20 protein-coding genes and 2 tRNA genes are annotated in these 21,034 nt (G+C 61.4%); 19 read left to right on the forward strand and 3 right to left on the reverse strand.

The features are described from left to right. Nucleotides 1–203: 203 nt before the first annotated feature. Nucleotides 204–533, forward strand: a complete 330-nt coding sequence (locus tag BMOU_RS01955; protein ID WP_034874286.1) for a hypothetical protein — start codon at nucleotides 204–206, stop codon at nucleotides 531–533. A 157-nt stretch (nucleotides 534–690) separates the two neighbouring features. On the opposite strand, the gene BMOU_RS01960 is transcribed toward BMOU_RS01955, so the two are convergent. Beyond that, a tRNA-Met gene (locus BMOU_RS01960) sits at nucleotides 691–764 on the reverse strand. Nucleotides 765–945: 181 nt separating this feature from the next. Here BMOU_RS01960 and BMOU_RS01965 point away from each other — a divergent pair. The 10 genes from BMOU_RS01965 to nucS all read left to right on the forward strand — a co-directional run bounded on the left by BMOU_RS01965 (nucleotide 946) and on the right by nucS (nucleotide 10,192). Then, nucleotides 946–1,980 (forward strand): homoserine O-succinyltransferase, encoded by a 1,035-nt coding sequence (locus BMOU_RS01965; protein ID WP_034874288.1) that lies wholly within the window; start codon nucleotides 946–948, stop codon nucleotides 1,978–1,980. Between the two features lie 468 nt (nucleotides 1,981–2,448). Next, nucleotides 2,449–3,258: a F0F1 ATP synthase subunit A gene (gene atpB, locus BMOU_RS01970; RefSeq protein ID WP_034874290.1), complete on the forward strand. Its 810-nt coding sequence runs from the start codon at nucleotides 2,449–2,451 to the stop codon at nucleotides 3,256–3,258. A 54-nt stretch (nucleotides 3,259–3,312) separates the two neighbouring features. Beyond that, a complete protein-coding gene (atpE, locus tag BMOU_RS01975) occupies nucleotides 3,313–3,540 on the forward strand; it encodes an ATP synthase F0 subunit C (protein WP_003809874.1) in 228 nt (75 codons plus the stop codon). A 56-nt stretch (nucleotides 3,541–3,596) separates the two neighbouring features. After that, nucleotides 3,597–4,118 carry a F0F1 ATP synthase subunit B gene (locus BMOU_RS01980; protein WP_034874294.1) on the forward strand — a complete coding sequence of 174 codons (522 nt, stop codon included), beginning with the start codon at nucleotides 3,597–3,599 and terminating at the stop codon, nucleotides 4,116–4,118. Between the two features lie 30 nt (nucleotides 4,119–4,148). Then, the gene (locus tag BMOU_RS01985) at nucleotides 4,149–4,976 is read left to right on the forward strand and encodes a F0F1 ATP synthase subunit delta (RefSeq protein WP_034874296.1); all 828 of its coding nucleotides are present in this window, start codon (nucleotides 4,149–4,151) and stop codon (nucleotides 4,974–4,976) included. A 73-nt stretch (nucleotides 4,977–5,049) separates the two neighbouring features. Further along, complete coding sequence (gene atpA / locus BMOU_RS01990) at nucleotides 5,050–6,678, forward strand: F0F1 ATP synthase subunit alpha (protein ID WP_034874298.1); 1,629 nt, start codon at nucleotides 5,050–5,052, stop codon at nucleotides 6,676–6,678. A 3-nt stretch (nucleotides 6,679–6,681) separates the two neighbouring features. After that, nucleotides 6,682–7,602, forward strand: a complete 921-nt coding sequence (locus tag BMOU_RS01995; RefSeq protein WP_003838704.1) for a F0F1 ATP synthase subunit gamma — start codon at nucleotides 6,682–6,684, stop codon at nucleotides 7,600–7,602. 8 nt (nucleotides 7,603–7,610) lie between these two features. Next, the gene (atpD, locus tag BMOU_RS02000; protein ID WP_034874301.1) at nucleotides 7,611–9,095 is read left to right on the forward strand and encodes a F0F1 ATP synthase subunit beta; all 1,485 of its coding nucleotides are present in this window, start codon (nucleotides 7,611–7,613) and stop codon (nucleotides 9,093–9,095) included. Continuing rightward, nucleotides 9,095–9,373, forward strand: coding sequence for a F0F1 ATP synthase subunit epsilon (locus BMOU_RS02005; protein WP_003838708.1), 279 nt, complete (start codon nucleotides 9,095–9,097; stop codon nucleotides 9,371–9,373). The genes atpD and BMOU_RS02005 overlap by 1 nt, the downstream gene beginning before the upstream one ends. A gap of 114 nt (nucleotides 9,374–9,487) precedes the next feature. Continuing rightward, nucleotides 9,488–10,192 carry an endonuclease NucS gene (nucS, locus tag BMOU_RS02010; RefSeq protein WP_034520816.1) on the forward strand — a complete coding sequence of 235 codons (705 nt, stop codon included), beginning with the start codon at nucleotides 9,488–9,490 and terminating at the stop codon, nucleotides 10,190–10,192. 220 nt (nucleotides 10,193–10,412) lie between these two features. Here nucS and BMOU_RS02015 read toward each other — a convergent pair whose 3' ends face one another. After that, nucleotides 10,413–11,381 (reverse strand): FKBP-type peptidyl-prolyl cis-trans isomerase, encoded by a 969-nt coding sequence (locus BMOU_RS02015; RefSeq protein WP_171002045.1) that lies wholly within the window; start codon nucleotides 11,379–11,381, stop codon nucleotides 10,413–10,415. Nucleotides 11,382–11,449: 68 nt separating this feature from the next. On the opposite strand from BMOU_RS02015, the gene BMOU_RS02025 reads away from it, so the two are divergent. The 3 genes from BMOU_RS02025 to BMOU_RS02035 all read left to right on the forward strand — a co-directional run bounded on the left by BMOU_RS02025 (nucleotide 11,450) and on the right by BMOU_RS02035 (nucleotide 14,653). Beyond that, entirely contained in the window at nucleotides 11,450–12,577 is a 1,128-nt protein-coding gene (locus tag BMOU_RS02025) for a hypothetical protein (RefSeq protein ID WP_034874308.1), read from the forward strand. Next, nucleotides 12,577–13,581 (forward strand): hypothetical protein, encoded by a 1,005-nt coding sequence (locus BMOU_RS02030; RefSeq protein ID WP_034874310.1) that lies wholly within the window; start codon nucleotides 12,577–12,579, stop codon nucleotides 13,579–13,581. The genes BMOU_RS02025 and BMOU_RS02030 overlap by 1 nt, the downstream gene beginning before the upstream one ends. 103 nt (nucleotides 13,582–13,684) lie before the next feature. Next, nucleotides 13,685–14,653 carry a tetratricopeptide repeat protein gene (locus tag BMOU_RS02035; RefSeq protein WP_034874312.1) on the forward strand — a complete coding sequence of 323 codons (969 nt, stop codon included), beginning with the start codon at nucleotides 13,685–13,687 and terminating at the stop codon, nucleotides 14,651–14,653. A 36-nt stretch (nucleotides 14,654–14,689) separates the two neighbouring features. Here BMOU_RS02035 and BMOU_RS02040 read toward each other — a convergent pair whose 3' ends face one another. Beyond that, nucleotides 14,690–15,304, reverse strand: a complete 615-nt coding sequence (locus BMOU_RS02040) for a CYTH domain-containing protein (protein ID WP_307722481.1) — start codon at nucleotides 15,302–15,304, stop codon at nucleotides 14,690–14,692. A gap of 149 nt (nucleotides 15,305–15,453) precedes the next feature. Here BMOU_RS02040 and BMOU_RS02045 point away from each other — a divergent pair. The 5 genes from BMOU_RS02045 to BMOU_RS02065 all read left to right on the forward strand — a co-directional run bounded on the left by BMOU_RS02045 (nucleotide 15,454) and on the right by BMOU_RS02065 (nucleotide 21,007). Further along, nucleotides 15,454–15,526: transfer RNA gene (locus BMOU_RS02045), tRNA-Arg, on the forward strand. Between the two features lie 43 nt (nucleotides 15,527–15,569). Further along, nucleotides 15,570–15,959, forward strand: coding sequence for a Rid family detoxifying hydrolase (locus BMOU_RS02050; RefSeq protein ID WP_034874315.1), 390 nt, complete (start codon nucleotides 15,570–15,572; stop codon nucleotides 15,957–15,959). A 204-nt stretch (nucleotides 15,960–16,163) separates the two neighbouring features. Beyond that, entirely contained in the window at nucleotides 16,164–17,582 is a 1,419-nt protein-coding gene (locus BMOU_RS02055; protein WP_171002099.1) for an amino acid permease, read from the forward strand. Between the two features lie 63 nt (nucleotides 17,583–17,645). Continuing rightward, on the forward strand, nucleotides 17,646–19,436 hold the full coding sequence (argS, locus tag BMOU_RS02060) for an arginine--tRNA ligase (RefSeq protein WP_034874319.1): 1,791 nt from the start codon (nucleotides 17,646–17,648) through the stop codon (nucleotides 19,434–19,436). An 8-nt stretch (nucleotides 19,437–19,444) separates the two neighbouring features. Then, nucleotides 19,445–21,007 (forward strand): diaminopimelate decarboxylase family protein, encoded by a 1,563-nt coding sequence (locus tag BMOU_RS02065; protein ID WP_034874321.1) that lies wholly within the window; start codon nucleotides 19,445–19,447, stop codon nucleotides 21,005–21,007. Nucleotides 21,008–21,034 lie beyond the last annotated feature (27 nt).

Below are 21,034 nucleotides of genomic sequence, written 5' to 3' on the forward strand. Positions count from 1 at the left end.
CTGACCCTGCAGACAAGATTCCGTCCCATCGCTGTATACGAGACGACGACGGTGCCAAACATATCGCCGGATAATGGGCCGCCGCTCCAGCAACACTTGCGGCCGCAGGACTTACCGGACCTGTGGCCGCAGCTTTCATTGCTTCGGGCTGTGCTGGAGGAGTGGAGGCACTAGTCACTATGATGTCATGCTAAGGAGTTGATATGGGTCGCATACATGAACTGGTCCGCAGGGTCGGCGAGGCGAACCGCAAGCCGGTCGGGAACTCGTCGTTCAACGGGCACGGCCTGAGCGCGATGCTTACGGTCATCTATGGGAGCGGGATGGTGTTCCAGTCCATCCGTGAAAAGGACCTCGTCATGCTGGCGGCGTCATTGCTGGTGGCATTCGCGATCCTCCTAGCCTTGGAATACGGCCTGTACCGCGTCACGGACCCCGCCCTGACAAGAGCCGGCCGCGGGCGTGTCTCCTGCGTGCTGCTGGCACTCGCCCTCATCATGCTCGTCGTCTTGATCTGCCTCGTCCTGCATTGAAAACCGTTGTGGGATGCCTCGTCGAGGGCGTTCCGCAACAAATCCGCAATCGATGATTCCATGAAAGGCTTCCACCTTGCCCTGTCGCAGGGTCATGGGCTCGGCATGGGGAATAGAAAAACCGCCAACCCGGATGGGTTGGCGGCCTCGTACATAGTAGCGGGACTAGGATTTGAACCTAGGACCTCTGGGTTATGAGCCCAGCGAGCTACCGAGCTGCTCCATCCCGCGTCGGCTTGTCTTTGTGACAGCTCTACCTACTTTACGAATAGGGAAGTAAATGTCAAGTCGGCGTGTCGTATGTGGTCGATATCGCGAAACCCCTATCGAATAACGCATTATCAATATTTCCTATACCGATAGGCCTGATGGGGGAGCGTTCCATATCCGTGCCCGCACCATAATAGGGACTATGCCTATCAAGATCCCCAGCGGCCTGCCGGCCAGAGCCATCCTCGATTCGGAGCGAATCTTCGCGCTCGAAAAGCCCGAAGCGGAACGCCAGCGTGTCCGCCCGTTGAAACTGGTGATCCTGAATCTCATGCCGAAGAAGATCGAGACGGAGACGCAGCTGCTGCGCCTGATCTCGAAGAGCCCGCTGCAGGTCGAGATCGACTTCATGAAGACCTCCACGCACGAGGCCACACATGTGAGCGCCGACCATCTGGTGAAGTTCTACGAGACGCTCGACACCTTCAAGGACAACTATTACGACGGCTTCGTGGTGACGGGTGCGCCCGTGGAACACCTTGACTTCGAACAGGTCGACTACTGGGACGAGTTCAGGCAGATTCTTGATTGGGCGGGCAGTCACGTCTTCTCCACCATGTATCTGTGCTGGGGTGCGATGGGCGCGCTCAACTACCGTTACGGCGTGCGCAAGGTGGACCTTTCCGAGAAGATCTTCGGCGTGTTTCCGCAGTACCTGCAGGACGAGTACTGCTTCCTGACAAATGGTTTCGATGAGATCAGCCTGCAACCGCATTCCCGTCTCGCCGGCGTGGATGAGGGCGACATCGCACGCAATCCTGATTTGCAGGTGCTCACCTGGGGGCCGAAATCCGGTCCGGGTCTGATCGCCACGCGCGATTTCTCCGAGGTGTTCGCGCTGGGCCACTGGGAGTACGGCAAATATACGCTTCTCGAGGAATACGAGCGCGACATGAAGAAGGGGTTGACCAATGTGCCGTTCCCCGAGAACTACTTCCCGCATGACGATCCGCAGCTTGAACCGGTATTCGCCTGGCGCGCCCATGCGAATCTGCTGTGGCGCAACTGGCTGAACTGGGTCTACCAGACCACGCCATATGATTTGAGCGAGGTGCCGCAGCTGCGCGCCGAAAAACGCCTTGGCACGGACCGCTCCATTCGCCATGAGCCGGGAAGTCCGCGCGTTGACGCATTCACGCCGTTCTCGCACGATAGCTATGGCGTGATTCAGGGTTGAGACGGGCCGTGCCTGGCGGCCGGCCGTGCCGTTGTGCCGGTGGCGCCGGCGACACCGTTGCCGGCGGTCGTGCGGCGGAATCGGATTTTTCCGATTGCGATACGTCTGCTAGTGTTAATTGTGATATTCCAAAGGTGGAGTAGACTTCGATAAAGCGTTTTATCATTAATGATGATTAACGACGAAACCTTGGCGCCGCCGACAGAACATGAAGCCGTGTCTAGTTAATCGCAGCTCCGTGCGAAACGCCGGAAACGTCATATGGCAGTAAGGGAGAAGGCATGTGTGGAGATGTTGTCGAGACACAGGCTAATAATCCTTTCCAGCCATTCGGAGTTGAATGTGTCGATGCGGCTCCGGTCACGTTGGCATATGCTTCGAAGGACGAACTGGTTTGGTAACCAGAACGTCACATTCGACTCGGTTGTTGGGCTAAACTGACAGCTGACACAAGAGCAGGAGGCGTGAATGATTGGTGCATTGGGAGAGGGCATGCTGACCATTGCTGATGGTCCTGAAATGCCGAGTATCAATGACTTCCTTCCCGATCCGTTCGTATTCCAGGGCACGCCGTTCGCCATCAACCGCATCATCCTGGTCCGCATCCTCGCGACCATCATCATGATGCTGGTTCTCGGCATCACGGCAAGCCGTGCAAAGCTCATCCCCGGCCGTTGGCAGGGCGCAGTCGAATGGCTGATCGAATTCGTTCGCGACAACATCGTCTATCAGGTGATGGGCGAGCTGCGCGGCAAGCGTTATGTGCCGATGATCACCACCGTGTTCTGCACGCTGCTGGTCTTCAATCTGTGCGGCATCATCCCGGGCTTCAACATCGCGGCAAGCGCATCCGTCACGTTGCCGCTGGTGTTCGCCATGTGGTGCTTCTGCCAGTACTGGATTGCCGGCATCCGTGAAAAGGGCCTTGGCCACTTCCTGAGGGACGAGATCTTCCCGAAGGGCGTGCCGGCTCCGATCTACATTCTGCTGTCCCCGATTCAGCTGCTTGAGCTGCTGATTATCCGCCCGTTCTCGTTGACGATCCGACTGTTCGCCAACATGGTCTCGGGCCACTTGATCCTTGCGCTGTGCCTCTCGGCCACGCAATTCTTCCTCATTGATGTGGCGAACAAACTCATGATGCCGTTCGGCATCATCACGTTTGCCGCCGGCATGTTCATGTTCCTGTTCGAGGCGCTGGTCGCCTGCCTGCAGGCTTACATCTTCGCCATTCTGACCACCGCGTACATCAATATGAGCTATCCGGAGATTGACTGATCGCCGGCATTGTAAGTGTTGCTTTGCTAAGCAATAACCAGAAAGGAAACAATCATGGATATCGTTACCCTCGCTGAGGTTGCCGGCAACCTGAACGTCGTTGGCTACGGCCTCGCCGCAATCGGCCCTGGCATCGGTCTGGGCATCCTGATCGGCAAGACCATCGAAGGCACCGCCCGTCAGCCTGAGCTCGGCAGCCGTCTGCAGACCCTCATGTTCCTGGGCCTGGCATTCGTCGAGGTGCTGGCACTGCTCGGCTTCGTGCTCGCCTTCATCAAGTAAGACTTGACCCAAGGTAACACCGAAGACGCAAACGAACATGAAAGGAGGAAGACACTATGGTGACCGCAGCTAGCGAGATGGAACTGTTCCTTCCGAAAAGCTACGACATTTTCTGGTCGTTGGTCATTCTGATCATCGTCGCCGTGTTCTTCTACAAGTTCTTCCTGCCGAAGTTCCAGGCCGTGTTCGATGAGCGCGCCGCGAAGATCGAGGGCGGCATCGCCAAGGCCGAGCAGGCCCAGAAGGATGCCGACGAAGCCAAGGCGAAGTACGAGGCCCAGCTGAGCACCGCCCGCGTCGAAGCTTCCAAGATCCGTGATGACGCACGTGCAGAGGCATCGCACATCATAGCCGACGCCCGCTCCCGTGCCGAGAGCGACGCCGCGCAGATCACCGCCACCGCCCAGCGCTCCATCGAATCTCAGCAGCAGCAGGCGCTGGTCAGCCTGAAGGGTGAGGTCGGCGTGCTGGCGACGGCACTGGCCGGCAAGATCCTGGGCAGCAAGCTCGAGAATGATGATGTGCAGTCGTCGATGATCGACCAGATGATCGCCGACATGGACAGCGACAAGAAGTGATTGAAAACCTTCAAGAAAGGGAGGTGACCAATGCGAGGAGAGGCATCGCGCATCGCTGATCGCGTTTCGCGTGACTCGCTGGCCCCCAAGCTGCGTAGCTCCGGCGAGGACGCATGGCGCATCGGGAACGAACTGTTCACGATCACCAACGTGCTCGACCACAACATCCAGCTTGAACGCGCCCTCACCGACCCGTCGCGCCCTGTCGAAGACAAGGTCGCAGTGCTGAAGACCCTGATCGGCGAACAGTCCCATCCGCTCACGATGGAGATCATGACCGACCTGGTGTCCCGCCGTTGGAGCCGCGTGTCCGATATCGCCAACGCCGTGGAGGATTTCGGCGTTGACGGCATGATGTACTACGCGGATCACACCAATGCCACGCTGCAGGTTTCCGTAGAACTTGCCCAGCTGCATTCCGCACTGCTCAACCTGCCGGTCGTGCGATCCAAGCTCTATGACGCAACCGTCCCTGCCGAAGCCCGCATCAAACTGCTGTACAGCCTGATCGGTGACGCGGACTTCAACCAGGTGACCAAGCGTCTGGCGGAGCATGCGACCTGCAATCTGCGCAATCGTCGTTATCTGCAGACCATCCAGTGGCTGATCAACAAGCTCTCCCGCCATATGGGCGAGTCCATGGTCATCGTCACCACGGCGAAGCCACTGACCGATGGGCAGATCGACAAGCTCGTCGCCATCTACTCGGCCAAGACCGGCCATCCGGTGCACATCAACTCGGTGGTCGATCCGACCGTCATGGGTGGTATGCGCATCCAGGTGGGCGACGAGGTCACCGACAATACGGTGGTCGCACAACTGCAGCATCTTCAGCGCACGGTGAAGGCAACCGCCTGACGCGGTTCGCCGCACGGTGAACAAGCCTGAAACAAGACTTGACTGAATTTAAAAACAACAATAAGGAGTGATCATGGCAGAACTTACCATTGATCCCACCACGATACGCAAGGCGCTCGATGATTTCGTCGAGGCGTACAAGCCGTCGGACACGCCGACCCAGGAGGTCGGTTATGTCGCGACTGCTGGCGATGGCATTGCGCACGTGACGGGACTGCCTGGTTGCATGGCCAATGAGCTGCTGACCTTCGAAGACGGCACGCTTGGCCTGGCGTTCAACCTTGACGCCCGCGAGATCGGCGTGGTTATCCTCGGCGACTTCGCAGGCATCGAGGAGGGCCAGGAAGTGCGTCGTACCGGCGAAGTGCTCTCCGTGCCCGTCGGCGACGGCTATCTCGGCCGTGTCGTGGACCCGCTAGGCAACCCGATTGACGGTCTTGGCGAAATCAAGACCGAAGGCCGTCGTATTCTCGAGGCCCAGGCACCTGACGTTATGCACCGTCATCCGGTTGACGAGCCTATGTCCACCGGCCTGAAGGCTATCGACGCAATGACGCCGATTGGCCGTGGCCAGCGCCAGCTCATCATCGGCGACCGCCAGACCGGTAAGACCGCTATCGCAATCGATACGATCATCAACCAGAAGCGTAACTGGGAATCCGGCGATCCGAAGAAGCAGGTCCGCTGCATCTACGTCGCCATCGGACAGAAGGGCTCCACCATCGCATCGGTGAAGCAGTCCCTCGAAGAGTCCGGCGCCATGGAGTACACCACCATCGTGGCCTCCCCGGCATCCGATTCCGCAGGCTTCAAGTACATCGCACCGTACACCGGTTCCGCCATCGGACAGCACTGGATGTACAACGGCAAGCACGTGCTCATCGTCTTCGACGATCTGTCGAAGCAGGCCGAGGCGTACCGTTCGATCTCCTTGCTGCTGCGCCGCCCGCCGGGGCGTGAGGCCTATCCGGGCGATGTGTTCTACCTGCACTCCCGCCTGCTCGAACGCTGCGCCAAGGTTTCCGATGACCTCGGCGGCGGCTCGATGACCGGCCTGCCGATCGTCGAGACCAAGGCGAACGACGTGTCCGCGTACATTCCGACCAACGTCATCTCCATCACGGATGGCCAGATCTTCCTGCAGTCCGACCTGTTCAACGCGAACCAGCGTCCTGCGGTGGACGTCGGCATCTCCGTGTCCCGAGTCGGTGGTGCAGCCCAGACCAAGGCCCTGAAGAAGGTCTCCGGCACGCTGAAGATCTCGCTGGCGCAGTACCGTTCGCTGGAATCCTTCGCCATGTTCGCCTCCGATCTGGATGCGGCTTCGAAGGCCCAGCTGAACCGTGGCTCGCACCTGACCGAGCTGCTGAAGCAGCCGCAGTTCTCCCCGTACTCGATGGAGCAGGAAGTCGTCTCCGTGTGGGCCGGCACCCATGGCAAGATGGATGACCTGGCACTGGTCGACGTGCTGCCGTTCGAAAAGGCCCTGCTGGATTATCTGGATCACAACACCGATATCCTCAAGACCATCCGTGAGACCGAAGACTTCACCGCCGACACCGAGGCAGCCCTCGACAAGGCCGTGGAAGCGTTCCGTGAGACCTTCGTGACCAGCGCGGGCAAGCCGCTGGTCGAGAAGAAGCCTGACGTCAAGAACGCCACTCCGGTTGAGCAGGAAAAGATCGTCGCAGGAGAGAAGTGATCCATGGGCTCGCAACTCGCATTGAAATCTAGGATCGCCTCCACCGCGTCGCTGGAGAAAATCTTCAACGCGCAGGAGATGATCGCGTCTTCGCATATCGCCAAGGCACGTGACGTGGCCCTGAACGCGAAGCCGTATACCGATGCGATTTTCGACGCCGTGCAAGCGCTGGTGGCGCACACCCATATCGATCATCCGATCGTGAAGAAGGACGAGGACAACCCTCGCGTGGCTGTCCTCGCCCTCACCTCGGATCGCGGTATGGCAGGCCCGTACACCTCCTCGATCATCCGCGAAACGGAATCGCTGCTCGCTCGCCTTGATGCGGCAGGCAAGCAGCCGGAACTGTATGTGTATGGTCGCCGCGGTGTGACGTACTACAAGTACCGCAACCGTGATGTTGCCGGTACTTGGGAGGGCGATACCGACCAGCCCGGCGTGGAAGTCGCAGAATCCATCTCGAAGGCACTGATGGACGCCTACATGAAGCCGGCGGACCAGGGTGGGGTTTCCGAACTCTACATCGTGTTCACCGAATTCGTGAATATGGTGGTCCAGAAGGTGCGCGTGCTGCGTATGCTGCCCGTTGAGCTCGTGCTTCCGGAACAGCAGGGCTCCGGTCCTGTGTCCGAGTCCGATGCCGACGCCGCGACCCCGCTCTATGCGTTCGAGCCGAACGTCGACGAAGTGCTTGACGCGATTCTGCCGAAGTACATTCAGTCCCGTATCCATGAATGCCTGCTCACCGCGGCGGCATCCGAGACTGCAAGCCGACAGAACGCCATGCATACGGCCACAGACAACGCCCGCAGCCTGATCGACGACCTGACCCGCAAGCTCAACGCTTCCCGCCAGGCTTCGATTACCCAGGAACTTACCGAAATCATCGGCAGCGCCGACGCGCTGAATAAGAAGGAAGAGTAGGAACGCATATGGCTGACAATCAGACCACAGCGGCTCCCGAGACGGCTGCAGAGCCGACCGCTGGACGCGTTACGCGCATCCAGGGCTCGGTCATCGACGTCGAATTCCCGGTGGGCCACCTGCCCGACATTTACAACGCACTTACCGTTGAGCTGACCAACACCGGCGCTCACGAAGAAGGCGAGACCACGCACAAGATCACCCTCGAGGTCGAACAGCACCTCGGCGACTCCACCGTGCGCACCGTGGCACTCAAGCCGACCGATGGCCTGGTGCGCGGCGCCACCGTACACGACACCGGCGGCCCGATCTCCGTGCCGGTCGGTGACGTCACCAAGGGTCACGTGTTCGACGTGTCCGGCAACATCCTCAACAAGAAGGCCGACGAGACCATCACCGTGTCCGAGCGCTGGCCGATCCACCGCAACCCGCCGGCATTCGACCAGCTGGAGTCCAAGACCCAGATGTTCGAGACCGGCATCAAGGTCATCGACCTGCTGACCCCGTACGTGCAAGGTGGCAAGATCGGTCTGTTCGGTGGCGCAGGCGTGGGCAAGACCGTGCTGATCCAGGAAATGATCCAGCGAGTCGCCCAGAACCACGGCGGTGTGTCCGTGTTCGCGGGCGTCGGCGAGCGTACCCGTGAAGGCAACGATCTGATCGGCGAAATGGAAGAGGCCGGCGTGCTCGAGAAGACCGCACTGGTCTTCGGCCAGATGGATGAGCAGCCGGGTACCCGTCTGCGTGTGCCACTGACCGCACTGACCATGGCGGAGTACTTCCGTGACGTGCAGAACCAGGACGTGCTGCTGTTCATCGACAACATCTTCCGCTTCACCCAGGCTGGTTCCGAGGTGTCCACCCTGCTCGGCCGTATGCCGTCCGCAGTGGGCTACCAGCCGAACTTGGCCGATGAGATGGGTGCGCTGCAGGAGCGAATCACGTCGACCCGCGGCCACTCCATCACCTCGCTGCAGGCCATCTACGTGCCGGCCGATGATTACACCGACCCGGCCCCTGCAACGACCTTCGCCCACTTGGATGCAACCACCGAGCTGTCCCGTGACATCGCCTCCAAGGGCATCTATCCGGCAGTGGACCCGCTGAGCTCCACCTCGCGAATCCTCGATCCGCGTTACGTGGGCCAGGCCCACTACGACTGCGCGAACCGCGTCAAGGCGATTCTGCAGCGTAACAAGGAGCTGCAGGACATCATCGCCCTGATCGGCATCGACGAGCTCGGCGAAGAAGACAAGACCACCGTGAATCGTGCCCGTAAGATCGAGCAGTTCCTTGGCCAGAACTTCTACGTCGCCGAAAAGTTCACCGGTCGTCCGGGCTCCTACGTGCCGGCTGACGAGACCATCGAAGCCTTCACCCGCATCTGTGACGGTGTGTATGACGACGTTCCGGAGCAGGCGTTCTCCGGCATCGGCGGCATCGAGGATCTCGAGAAGAAGTGGCACGACATGCAGAAGGAATTCGGTGCGTGATGGCCGGATCGATCATGCAGGTGAACATCGTCGCCGCCGACCACCCCGTGTGGCACGGTACGGCGAAGTCCGTTACCATTCCGGCCTCTGAGGGCGGAATGGGCATCCTGCCCGACCACGAGCCTGTGCTGACCGTGATCAAGGAAGGAACCATCGTAGTGGTGGATCCGGAAGGCGAACGTCACTCCTTCGAAGTGACCGACGGCTTCATCTCCTTCGACTCGAACAAGCTCACCGTTGCGGTCGAGCGTGGACGTGACGTCAAGCGCGCCGAGTAATCCCTTTCAGGCAGCGTGATTGCAAGCGGCCTTCCTCCTCAATTGAGGCGGGAGGCCGCTTTGCGTATACGGGATCCCGCTCGCCCACATCCGGTCATGGTAGGGTAGTGCCTCGTGCGAATTATTGTTGCTGACTGCTCCGCCGAATATTCCGGACGACTGAACGCCTTCCTGCCGCTCGCCAAACGCGTGCTGCTGATCAAGGCGGACAACAGCCTGCTGATCTTCTCCGAACTCGGCTCCTACAAGCCGCTGAACTGGATGGCCGCGCCCTGCACCATCAAGGACATCACGCCCGACAATGCCGACGATGACGTCGACACCGCCGTGCCACAGAAAGTCATCCGAGCGTCGGCTGACAAGTCGAACGACGTGCTCGAGGTGACGTTGCAGCACATCTATTCCGACGAATCCTACGATCTGGGCGAAGACCCGGGACTTACCAAGGATGGCGTCGAGGATCATCTGCAACGCTATCTGGCCGAACAGATCGAACGTATTGGCAAGGGAGCGAAGCTCGTGCGTCGTGAATATCCGACCGCCATCGGCCCGGTCGACATCATGGCCACCGACGCCGAAGGCACGCATGTGGCCATCGAGATCAAACGCAACGGCGGTATCGACGGCGTCGAGCAGCTCACCAGATATTGCGAACTACTCAACCGCGATCCGCTGCTTGCTCCGGTCCGCGGCATCTTCGCCGCGCAGACCATCACCCCGCAGGCCCGCGTACTCGCCGAGGACCGTGGCTTCCGCTGCCTGATCCTCGATTACGAGGAGATGAAGGGCGTGGAGGACGACTCCCTGCGTCTGTTCTGACAAAGATTCCGGGAAGTTTCCCCAATCCCAAGCCGGCGTTCTCAAACCACCGACGGTGAGCGCCCTGTAAGCGTCGGTAGATTGGGGCAATTGGCCCAGTTTGAGTGTCGGGCGACTTCCAGGACTTTCTCAATCGTGTTCTATGGGTGTCAAACGAGTGGGGGCCTTCCTGGCAAAACGGGAAGGCCCCCACTATCGGATGATGCGCCTGAACGGCGGATCAGTACGCGGCGAGGATGTCGACCACGAACACCAGCGTGGAGTTGGCCGGAATGGAGCTTTGCTTCTTGTTCCCATAGCCGAGATCCGGCGGCACGACCAGCAGCACCTGCGAGCCTACGGTATGGCCTGCCAGACCTTGCTTCCATCCCTTGATTACGCTGTCCAGCGAGAAGGAGCTGGATTCGCCACGGTCCCAGGAGGAATCGAACTGGGTGCCGTCAAGCAGCCAGCCGGTGTAATTCGCCACAACGGTCTGCGTGTCCTTGACCTCCGCGCCGTTGCCCTTGATCAGGTCCTGCGACACCAGCGAATCGGAGCCCTTGTAGCCGTTCATGTCGATCGACGGCTTGCCGTCCTTGTCGAGCGTCACCTTCGGCAGGTCGGACGGCACATCCATGACCTTGGTACCTTCGGCCTTCGTCAGATCCTTCGATTTGGACACGAAGGTGAGCACCATCAGATACGAGGTGCCCGAGGAATTCGAATCATTGACGCCGATGGCGATGGTGGAGTTGAGCTTCTGGCCCTTGAACAGGTTGTAGTAGGCCGCGGTCATCTGGCTGGTGTCGGAGGAGACCACGGTCGAGCAATCCGGAGTGTTCTTCTCCCACGTGCTCATGAGTTCCGAACCGTCCTTGACATTGATGGCGATGCCCTGCGAGCATACGCGGTCGCCGTCTTCGATCGCAGCGCCGTCGCCCTTCTGCAGGATGGCATAGCTGTTGTCTTCGACGGTCATCGGGGTCTTGAAGGCGACGGACGGCTTCTTGCCGAGTTCGCCGGTGGCGGTCACGCCCGCGATCTGATGCATCTTGGTCGACGACGAGCTGGAGGAGGACGCGGATGACGAAGCGGATGAAGAGGAGGAAGCCTTCGAATCGGAGCCGTTACCGCAGGCCGAGACGCCCAGGCACATGATCATGGTGCAGGCTGCTGCGGCGGCTTTGAGGAAAGTAGTTCTGCGCATGGGTTCAACCATACCGGAAAACCTTGATTTTAACCGGTTCAGGGGGCTATACATGGGGAGACTGTAGAATGGTTGATGCTATGACTTTACCGCAAGAAGAACAAGAACAGCCGCAGGTCAAGGTAGGCCCCACGCGCCATGCCAAAATCATGCGTGGCATTGTTACGCCCATTCTTGGATTGCTCGCCGTCGCGTGCATCGTTCTCGGCGTATTGAACGCCACCATGTGGAAGCCGAGTGCGCAGGTCACCGCCAGTTCGTTGGTGAACGGTTCACGCTATGTCGTAACCGATCCCGGCGTGCTCTCCCTGATCGACCAACGGGTGAAGATCACCGCGAAGACCACGGATGCCTCCTCGAACGTATGCATCGCCATCGGCTCCGCCCGTGATGTCGCCGGCTGGATTGCAGGCACGCCATACACGCGTATCACCGGACTGTCCGACTGGTCCGCGCTGTCCACGCAGAAGGCCGCGGCCCAGGGGACGGCGGACCAGTCCGACAGCCAGGTGGCATTGCAGGATTCCGATATGTGGACGAAGACCACATGCAAGAACGGGACCGCCAGTCTGCAGATCAAGGGCACCGCGACCGACGACAGCACCAATGCCGTTGCGCTGATTGATTTCGGTGATGCGAAGAGCGCCACCGTTTCGCTGGATTGGACCAGGCAGACGCTTCCCGATTTCGCCATGCCGTTGTATTTCGCGGGCGGATTGTTCGTGATCCTGGCGATACTTGCCGCTTCGGTCTTCGCCATGCCTCCACATAAGCGTCGTCATCGTGAGGCTGCGGCGGTGGCCGACACCGGTACCGAACCGGGCGGCGACGAAGCGGTCGCGGCGTGGGTGAAGGACGCCGAAGCCAACGCCTCCCGTAATGAAAAGGCTTCGACGGCCAAACGCAAGCGTCGTCGTCATGCGTCGCACCGGTCCGGGGCACGTACGCAGGTGCCGGATGACCAGCAGCCGACCATCATCGATCCGGCGGCGCGTAACTTGGTCGCCGATCAGCAATCGAACGCCGGGCCGTCCGATGGCGCTGCAGCCACGGAAGCCGCCAAGAACAGTGACAGCGAGGCCACATCCGTGATTTCGGCGGATGAGCTGCAGGCGTACTTCGCGCGACTTGCGCAGGAACAGGTACAGTCGGATACCGAATCCGATACCGACGATCGAACGGAAGGGGCCAAGTGATGAGCAGGCGTTTCAGCAAAATCGCGGCGGCCGTACTCGCCGTGGGACTGATGATCGGCATGGGCGGCTGTGAGGGCCAGTTGCCGAAAGTGGCGTCATCCACGGCCTCGCCTTCGGCCACGCCCAATCTGACGGCGGCGCAGGAAAAGAAGATTCGCACGCAGATTCTCAAGACGCTCGACCAATTCAATCAGGATCGCAATACCGACGAACTCGGCTCGATCCTGTCAGGCCCGGAGCTGGCCATTCGCACCAGCGAGCTTGACGTGGCGCGCGCCACCGGCAATCTGGACCGCAAGACCACCATTCCGACCGATTTGGCGCAGACCGTCATCTCCACCGAGAGCGGTTGGCCGCGTACGGTGTTCTCCATCACCACCACCACCGAGGACCAGCAGTCCAAGCGTCTGCTGGTGCTCAAGCAGGATTCCGCGCATCAGAACTACAAGCTGTGGGGTGTGGCACGTCTGTTCTCCGGCGTGAAGATGCCGAAGTTCGAGATCGCGAGCCTGGGCAGCCAGCAGGGCACCGACAAGGATTCCGGCCTGCTGATGACGCCGAAGGAGGCGGTCGCAGAATACGCCGACGTGTTGCAGTACGGCGCGAACAGCAAATATGCCTCGCAATTCGCCGACGATGATCTGCGTACGAAGCTATCGGAGCTGACCGATCAGGTGCAGAAGGCCATGGAACTCAACAAGGGCACCCAGGAACAGACCTTCACCCCGGTGGACGACGCGATATGCGTGATGCGTTCCTCCGACGGCGGTGACCTGGTGGTGGCTCAGATCAATTCCGAATGGACGCGTTCCGCCGGCGAGGGCCGCGAATCGCAGCCTGCCTCAGACGCCGAAAAGGCGTTGTTCGGCGACGGCAAGGCCACCAGCATCATGAAGACCACGTATGTGAACGTGGTGGCGCTGTATATTCCGAAGGCGAACGCGGGCAAGCAGGTCACCGCCGTAGGCTCCGAACGCCAGCCGATCAAGGTCGAGGCGCTCTGACCGCAATGCCGTGACGCAGCGGGACCATATGCCCCCGAGGCTTTGAAATCGTTGCTGGTACCTATAGTGGATGCCAGCAACGTTTTTTGTCTTGGGAGGCATCATGGCGGAACAAAGGCCGTTCAATCCGGGAGTTTCATTGGCGGGAGCCGTTGATTTGGAGGCGCTCAAGCATCAGGTGAAGGCCGAGCCCGGGCAGGCCGGCGGCGCGCCGGCCGCGGGTGGCTACGTGATCGACACCACGGAAGGCACGTTCCAGGCCATGGTGCAGACCTCGACCACGTTCCCGATTCTGCTGCTGCTGTGGGTGTCGACCGATGACCGTCTGTTCGACATGGCTCGCAAGCTGGGCGATGCCGTGAACCAGCTCAACGGCCAGATTCAGCTGTCCCGCATCGACATCGCATCCAATCCTTCCATTGCGCAGGCGTTCCAGGTGCAGGGCGCTCCGGCGCTTTTCGCGTTGATCGGCGGCCGTCCGATGCCGATTCTGCAGGGCCTGCCATCCGACGAGGAACTGCAGCAGATCATCGAAGTCGTGGTGCCGAAGCTGATCGCCGCGGCCCAGCAGGCCGGCGTGACCGGTTCCGCGCCGTATTCGGGCGATCCGGATTCCGATGCGGCCGCTTCCGCCTCCGCCGCTTCCGACCAGGACCAGGTGCCGCCTGAACATCAGGAAGCCTACCTGCTGGCCCAGCAAGGCGATTACGCGGGTGCTGCGGCGGCATACGAGAAGGTGCTGGAATCCGATCCGAACGATGCCCGTGCGGCCCGTGAACGCGCGAAAGCGCTGCTGCTGGCCCGTTCCGGCTCCGCGAACGTGCGCGAGGTGCGTGCCAGGGCCGCCGACAATCCGAATGATGTGGACGCGCAGCTCGCCGTGGCCGACATCGACATGATCGGCGGCCAGATTCAGGATGCCTTCGACCGTCTGCTGGATTTCGTGGCGGCGGGGCACAAGGCCGACATCGAGCCGGTACGCCAGCGCCTGCTTGAATATTTCACCATTCCGGAACCGACCGACGAGCGTCTGAAGCGCGCGCGCCGCCGTCTGGCCACGCTCATGTACTGATGGCCATGTGCCGATGCTGAATGGCGGATCGAACCGCTATTCCATACGGTTCCTGCCGAACAGCTCAAGGAACTGGGGTCCCTGCGCCTCCAGCTCCCGTTCGAATTCCGCCCGCCACAGCGAGTATGGCTTCGCGGCCAGTCCCTCATTGCTGAATCGGGGCTGGTCGGTGATTTCGGTGATGCAGAACTTCGGAATCACCAGATTCGTGACCGGTCCGATGCGTTCCGCCTCGGCGATGATCAGGGGAGCGTTGGCCCCGCCGAACATGTCGATGTTCCATCCATCCTCGTCGATCCAATCGCTGAACCGGTTCTTGATGGTCACATCGCCGCCGCGCCGAATCAGCTCGCCCGCGATGCGAGCGTCGATGTCGCGGCTCGCCTCGTAGCGTGTGCCGCCGACGGAAGGGCCCTTTACGGTGATCGAGCCGGAACGGAAGTCGTCACGATACCGTTCCAGAATCTCCAACGGCTGAATGTCGGGAGTCATGTCAAGACGCACGGAACGTGTTTTCAACCGTACGCGCAACGCGTAGCCGCCCTCGTGCACGTAGTAGCTTTGCACGATCAGCGTGGGATCATCCCCGTCATCCAGTTCGGTGGGTACCGCGCGGCAGAAGAAGCGGCGTGTGTACTCGAAATCGTCCATATGCTCTCCCATAACCCCAGTGTAATGGCGACATTCTTGGAAAACGGCGAAAACATAATGTTTTTCAGCCAAACGGAAGCTTTTTCGACGCAATTTGCGCGCGATTGCGTATATTGCGTCGAAAGAGCGTGTAAAGTAGGGTGACGCACGGGTTTGTAGCTCAGTGGATAGAGCGTCTGTCTCCGGAACAGAAGGTCGTGGGTTCGATCCCCATCAAGCCCACTCGTGTTCACCGCACAACAGCGTGTGATCGAAGGAGGGCAAGATGAGCGAGAAGATGGAAGCGGTGGCGACCTCCGAAGCGCCGGCCGCCTTGGGAGCATACAGCCAGGCGGTCAAGGCCAATGGATTCGTATTCGTCTCCGGCCAGCTGGGCATCGACCCGACCACCGGCGAACTGGCCGGCGACACTGCGGGTGAGCAGGCCGCACAGGCCCTGAAAAACATCAAGCACATTCTCGACACCGCCGGAACCGGCATCGAGCACGTGTGCCGCGCCACCATCTACATGAAGAACGTCGAGGACTTCAAGGAGATCGACGCCGTCTACGCGCAGGCGTTCATCGGCTCCGTGAAGCCGGCGCGCGTTGCCTTCGGCAACAACATGATTCCGAAGGGCGCCCTTGTCGAAATCGACGCCATCGCGGTCCTCTGACCCATCGGAAACGATATGCCGAATCCCGCCGCCCAAGGCGGGATTCCTCCACCGGTCGAGTGCCGTACAACGGCGTATGGCGCTCCTGCTTTTCCATTCATTCGTGCCGGTTCGTCATGGCCGACTTCGGGCATACCGTATAGTGGCATGGTGGATGCGCCCGGCCATAGTGCGCAGACGGGCGCAGGCAAGGAGCTGGAACGAATGACCACGCAGTCCGCAAGCGGGGGCGAATCCCCGGTCGAACGCGAGCAGGGCGGACTCGAACGCAAGATGGAGACCCGCCATCTGACCATGATCTCGCTGGGCGGCGTGATCGGCACCGGCCTGTTTCTCAGTTCCGGCTATACGATTCATCAGGCGGGGCCGCTTGGTGCGATCGTCGCGTACGGCATCGGCTCCGTGCTTGTGTACTTCATCATGCTCAGCCTCGGCGAACTGTCCGTGGCCATGCCGTATGCCGGCAGCTTCCACCTGTATGCGAAACGATTCATCGGCCCCGGCACGGCCTTCACCATAGCCGTGCTGTATTGGCTGAACTGGGCGGTGGCGCTCGCTTCGGAATTCACCGCCGCCGGCTTGCTGATGCAACGTTGGTTCCCGCATTCCCCCGCCTGGATGTGGTCGGCCATGTTCATAGCGCTCGTGCTGCTGCTCAACGTACTGTCGGTGCGCCTGTACGGCGAATCGGAATTCTGGTTCGCGTCGATCAAGGTCTTCGCGATCGTCGCGTTCATTGTGATCGGTCTGCTGGCGATATTCGGCGTGATCCCGATCGCCGGCTATACGCATGCGCCGCTGTTCGGGAACTATGCGGCCGATGGATGGCTGCCGAACGGCGTACTGCCGATTTTCTCGACGCTGCTGACGGTCGTGTTCGCGTTCTCGGGGACCGAAGTCGTCGGCGTCGCGGCCGGTGAGACGAAAGATCCGTCGAAGGCGATTCCGAAGGCCGTGCATACGACCGTGTTGCGTCTGGCGATTTTCTTCATCGGCTCGATCGCGGTGATGGCCGCGCTGATCCCATGGCGCAAGTCGGGGGTCGACACCAGCCCGTTCGTGCTGGTGTTCCAGTCGATCGGCATGCCGTTCGCCGGGGATGTGATGAATTTCGTGGTGCTGACGGCTGTGCTGTCGGCCGCGAATTCCGGCCTGTATGTATGCTCGCGCATGGTGTGGTCGCTGGCCCGTGAGGGCATGATTCCGCGTGTGCTGGGCAGGACGAATTTCCATGGCGTGCCGGTGTTCGCGGTGATGTTCAGCATGGCGGGAAGCCTGCTGGCGCTGCTCTCCTCCGTGGTGGCCGCCTCCACCGTGTATCTGGCGTTGGTGGCCGTGTCGGGCCTGGCCACGCTCGTGGTGTGGGCGTCGGTGTCCGTGTGCCACATTCGGTTCCGCCGCCAATGGCTGGCTGAGGGGCATGCGGCCGACGAGCTCAGGTATCGGGCGCCCGGCTACCCGTTCGTGCCGATCGCCGCGATCGTGATGTGCGTCGGCGCGCTGGTGCTGGTTGTGCTCGACCCCTCCCAACGGTCCACATTGCTCTACATGATTCCGTTTGTGGCCCTCTGCTATGCCGGCTACCATCTCAAGACCAGATTCGCCTCTTCCGATGCCGACTAGGGCAGGGAGGGATGCGCGGGCTCGAACCTGTGTTCTGTCGGCGTGCTCGCTAGACTGGAGAGAATGAGCCCAGAAGCGTTAAGTGAACTGATTTCCAAGATTGCCCATGCTCTCGTCGCCGCCGGCAAGGCAGGCACCCTGACCGACGAGCTGATCCCCCCGGTGTCCAAGCTCACCGTGATGCGCCCGAAGGACCGCGCGCACGGCGATTGGGCCTCCAATGCGGCCATGCAGCTGGCCAAGAAGGCCGGTATGAGGCCTCACGATCTGGCCGAGCTGTTCGCGGCCGAACTGGCCAAGTCCGACGGCATCAGGTCCGTGGAGGTGGCCGGCCCAGGCTTCATCAACATCGTGCTCGATTCCGCTTCCGCGGCGGCCGTGGTCGACGCCGTGCTCGCCGCCGGCGACACCTATGGCAAGAACGACCATCTCGGCGGCGAGACCCTGAATCTCGAATTCGTCTCCGCCAATCCGACCGGCCCCATCCACATCGGCGGCACCCGCTGGGCCGCCGTCGGCGACTCCATGGCCCGCGTGCTCGAGGCCAACGGCGCCAAGGTCGTTCGCGAATACTACTTCAACGACCACGGCGAGCAGATCAACCGCTTCGCCAAGTCCCTCGTGGCGGCCGCCCACGGTGAGGAAACCCCGATCGACGGCTACAAAGGCGCCTATATCGACGAGATCGCGCAGCGCGTCATCGACGAAGCCAAATCCGACGGCATCGACATCCTCGATATGCCGCGCGTCGACGGCGGCAAGGACGACAAGGGCGAGCCACTCGGCGAGGGCGACTCCGAACAGCGTGAGGAATTCCGCAAGCGCGCCGTACCGATGATGTTCGACGAAATCCGCAGGTCCATGAAGAACTTCCGCGTGGACTTCGACGTGTGGTTCCACGAGAACAGCCTGTACTCCGACGGCGAGGTCGACAAGGCCATCGCCGACCTGCGCGAGCGCGGCGACATCTACGAAAAGGACGGCGCCACCTGGTTCGCATCCACCAAGCATGGCGACGACAAGGACCGTGTGATCATCAAGTCCGACGGCAACTACGCCTACTTCGCCGCCGACATCGCCTACTATCGCAACAAGCGCCATCGCGAAACCGATCCGGCTGATGTGGCCATCTACATGCTCGGTGCCGACCATCATGGCTATATCGGCCGCATGATGGCCATGTGTGCCGCGTTCGGCGACGAGCCGGGCAGGAACATGCAGATCCTCATCGGCCAGCTCGTCAACGTGATGAAGGACGGCAAGGCCGTGCGCATGTCGAAGCGCGCCGGCAACGTCGTGACCATCGACGACCTGACCGAGGCCATCGGCGTGGACGCCTCCCGCTACTCACTGGCCCGCACCGACTACAACTCCCCGGTCGACATCGACCTGAACCTGCTCGCGTCGCATTCCAACGAGAATCCGGTGTACTACGTGCAGTACGCGCACGCCCGCTCCTGCAATGTGGACCGTAATGCGGCCGTGGCCGGCATCACCCACGACGGCGCCGATGTGAGCCTGCTCGACACCGTGGCCGACGGTGAGGTGCTCGCCGCCCTGGCCCAGTGGCCGGCCCTACTGCGTGAAGCCGGCGATCTGCGTGCGCCGCATCGTGTGGCCCACTATCTTGAGGATCTCGCCGCCACCTACCACAAGTGGTACAACGTGGAACGCGTGGTGCCGATGGAGCTCACCGATCCGGAGGCCCGCGGAGCGGACGCCGAGGCCCTGCGCATCGCCAAGGCCCCGGAACCGGCCCGTGCCGCGGCGCGTCTGAAGCTCAACGATGCCGTCCGGACCGTGATCGCCGAAGGCCTTGACCTGCTCGGCGTCGCCGCCCCCGACAGGATGTGAGGTGGACAATGCCCATCACCCCGATTTGGCCGGCCGGGTCGGCCGTGAACGGCAACGGTGAGATCACCTTCCACGGTCGTACCGCCGCAAGCCTGCTTGACGAGTTCGGCTCGCCGCTATACGTCGTCGACACCGATGAGGTGCGTGCGCGCGCCTCGAAATTCGTGAGATCCGCGGCCCATGCGTTCAACAACACCGTCACGCACGTGAGCTTCGCCGGCAAGGCGTTGCTGTCCAAGGAGATCTGCCGCATCGTCACCGAGGAGGGCATGCTCATCGACACCTGCACCATGGGTGAGATGCGCATCGCGCTCGCCGCCGGCGTGCCGGGCCGCAGGCTCGTATTGCACGGCAACAACAAATCCGACGAGGAGATCGCGCTCGCCATCGAACAGGGCTTCGCCAAGATCGTGGTGGACGAGCCGAACGAGCCCGCCCGCATCGCCGACATCGCGAAACGTCTCGGCAAGCGTGCACGCGTGATGCTGCGCGTCACCTCCGGCATCCATGCGGGCGGCCACGAATTCGTCTCGACCGCGCACGAGGACCAGAAGTTCGGCGTGGCCTTGCTGCCGGCGGGCGCCGACGCGGGCAGGCTGAACGTACTGGACGACCTGGCGGACGTGACCCCGGCGGGGAGCAATGCAAGGCCGGGGGAGAAGACGGGCGAGGCCGGCCTGCGGTATGACATCAGGTACCCGTACGACATGAGCCACGAACAGGTCTCGCAAGCCGATCGCAGGCTCGCCGAGGCCATGACCATGGTGGCCGACGGTCCGGCGCTCGCCGTGCTGAAGGACATCCATCGCCGTCAGGATGCGCTGGAACTGGTCGGCGTGCATTCGCATATCGGTTCCAACATCCATGATGCGGACGCCTTCATCCAGGCGGCCAAGCGCATGATGCTCCTGCGCAAGACCTTCTACGCGACCGATGCGTACACGTTGCCGGAGGTCGATCTGGGCGGCGGCTATTCCGTGGCCTACACCGATGGCGAGGATTCCATGGACATCGACGTGGAGCTCGGCCGTCTCGCCGACGCGGTCGCCACCGTGAACCGTGCACTTGGCATGCCCGCTCCGGTCATCTCCTTCGAACCGGGCCGCTGGACGGTCGCGCCGACCGGCGTGACGCTCTACCGCGTGGGCACCGTCAAGCCGGTGCAATTGACCGGCGACGTCACCGACAGGGCCGGCAATCCGGTGCATGAACGCGTATACGTATCCGTCGACGGTGGCATGAGCGACAACATCCGTCCGGCCCTGTACGGCTCCGACTACACCGCACGTCTCGCCAATCGTAAGGGTTCCACGGAAACCAGACTGTGCCGTGTGGTGGGCATGCACTGCGAATCCGGCGACATCATCGTGAACGAGGTGCGGTTGCCTGCCGACATCACGCGCGGCGACATCCTTGCCGTGCCGGTCACCGGCGCATACGGGCGCACCATGGCCAGCAACTACAATCAGGCGTTGATTCCGGCGGTTGTGGGCGTCGGCGAGGCCGGCGCGCATGTGATGATCCGCCGTCAGAGCATCGACGACCTTCTGGGGTGGGACGTCAGCCGGTAACGGGGGTGCGCTGACGGGAACGTCAGC

This window comes from Bifidobacterium moukalabense DSM 27321, from assembly GCF_000522505.1.
Classification (GTDB): Bacteria; Actinomycetota; Actinomycetes; order Actinomycetales; family Bifidobacteriaceae; genus Bifidobacterium; species Bifidobacterium moukalabense.

What these genes read in the sequence shown, in the direction of transcription:
- BMOU_RS01955 (WP_034874286.1), top strand. Translation starts at nt 204, where the DNA reads ATGGGTCGCATACATGAACTGGTCCGCAGGGTCGGCGAGGCGAACCGC.
- BMOU_RS01965 (WP_034874288.1), top strand. Translation starts at nt 946, where the DNA reads ATGCCTATCAAGATCCCCAGCGGCCTGCCGGCCAGAGCCATCCTCGAT.
- atpB (WP_034874290.1), top strand. Translation starts at nt 2,449, where the DNA reads ATGATTGGTGCATTGGGAGAGGGCATGCTGACCATTGCTGATGGTCCT.
- atpE (WP_003809874.1), top strand. Translation starts at nt 3,313, where the DNA reads ATGGATATCGTTACCCTCGCTGAGGTTGCCGGCAACCTGAACGTCGTT.
- BMOU_RS01980 (WP_034874294.1), top strand. Translation starts at nt 3,597, where the DNA reads ATGGTGACCGCAGCTAGCGAGATGGAACTGTTCCTTCCGAAAAGCTAC.
- BMOU_RS01985 (WP_034874296.1), top strand. Translation starts at nt 4,149, where the DNA reads ATGCGAGGAGAGGCATCGCGCATCGCTGATCGCGTTTCGCGTGACTCG.
- atpA (WP_034874298.1), top strand. Translation starts at nt 5,050, where the DNA reads ATGGCAGAACTTACCATTGATCCCACCACGATACGCAAGGCGCTCGAT.
- BMOU_RS01995 (WP_003838704.1), top strand. Translation starts at nt 6,682, where the DNA reads ATGGGCTCGCAACTCGCATTGAAATCTAGGATCGCCTCCACCGCGTCG.
- atpD (WP_034874301.1), top strand. Translation starts at nt 7,611, where the DNA reads ATGGCTGACAATCAGACCACAGCGGCTCCCGAGACGGCTGCAGAGCCG.
- BMOU_RS02005 (WP_003838708.1), top strand. Translation starts at nt 9,095, where the DNA reads ATGGCCGGATCGATCATGCAGGTGAACATCGTCGCCGCCGACCACCCC.
- BMOU_RS02015 (WP_171002045.1), bottom strand. Translation starts at nt 11,381, where the DNA reads ATGCGCAGAACTACTTTCCTCAAAGCCGCCGCAGCAGCCTGCACCATG.
- BMOU_RS02025 (WP_034874308.1), top strand. Translation starts at nt 11,450, where the DNA reads ATGGTTGATGCTATGACTTTACCGCAAGAAGAACAAGAACAGCCGCAG.
- BMOU_RS02030 (WP_034874310.1), top strand. Translation starts at nt 12,577, where the DNA reads ATGAGCAGGCGTTTCAGCAAAATCGCGGCGGCCGTACTCGCCGTGGGA.
- BMOU_RS02035 (WP_034874312.1), top strand. Translation starts at nt 13,685, where the DNA reads ATGGCGGAACAAAGGCCGTTCAATCCGGGAGTTTCATTGGCGGGAGCC.
- BMOU_RS02040 (WP_307722481.1), bottom strand. Translation starts at nt 15,304, where the DNA reads ATGGACGATTTCGAGTACACACGCCGCTTCTTCTGCCGCGCGGTACCC.
- BMOU_RS02050 (WP_034874315.1), top strand. Translation starts at nt 15,570, where the DNA reads ATGAGCGAGAAGATGGAAGCGGTGGCGACCTCCGAAGCGCCGGCCGCC.
- BMOU_RS02055 (WP_171002099.1), top strand. Translation starts at nt 16,164, where the DNA reads ATGACCACGCAGTCCGCAAGCGGGGGCGAATCCCCGGTCGAACGCGAG.
- argS (WP_034874319.1), top strand. Translation starts at nt 17,646, where the DNA reads ATGAGCCCAGAAGCGTTAAGTGAACTGATTTCCAAGATTGCCCATGCT.
- BMOU_RS02065 (WP_034874321.1), top strand. Translation starts at nt 19,445, where the DNA reads ATGCCCATCACCCCGATTTGGCCGGCCGGGTCGGCCGTGAACGGCAAC.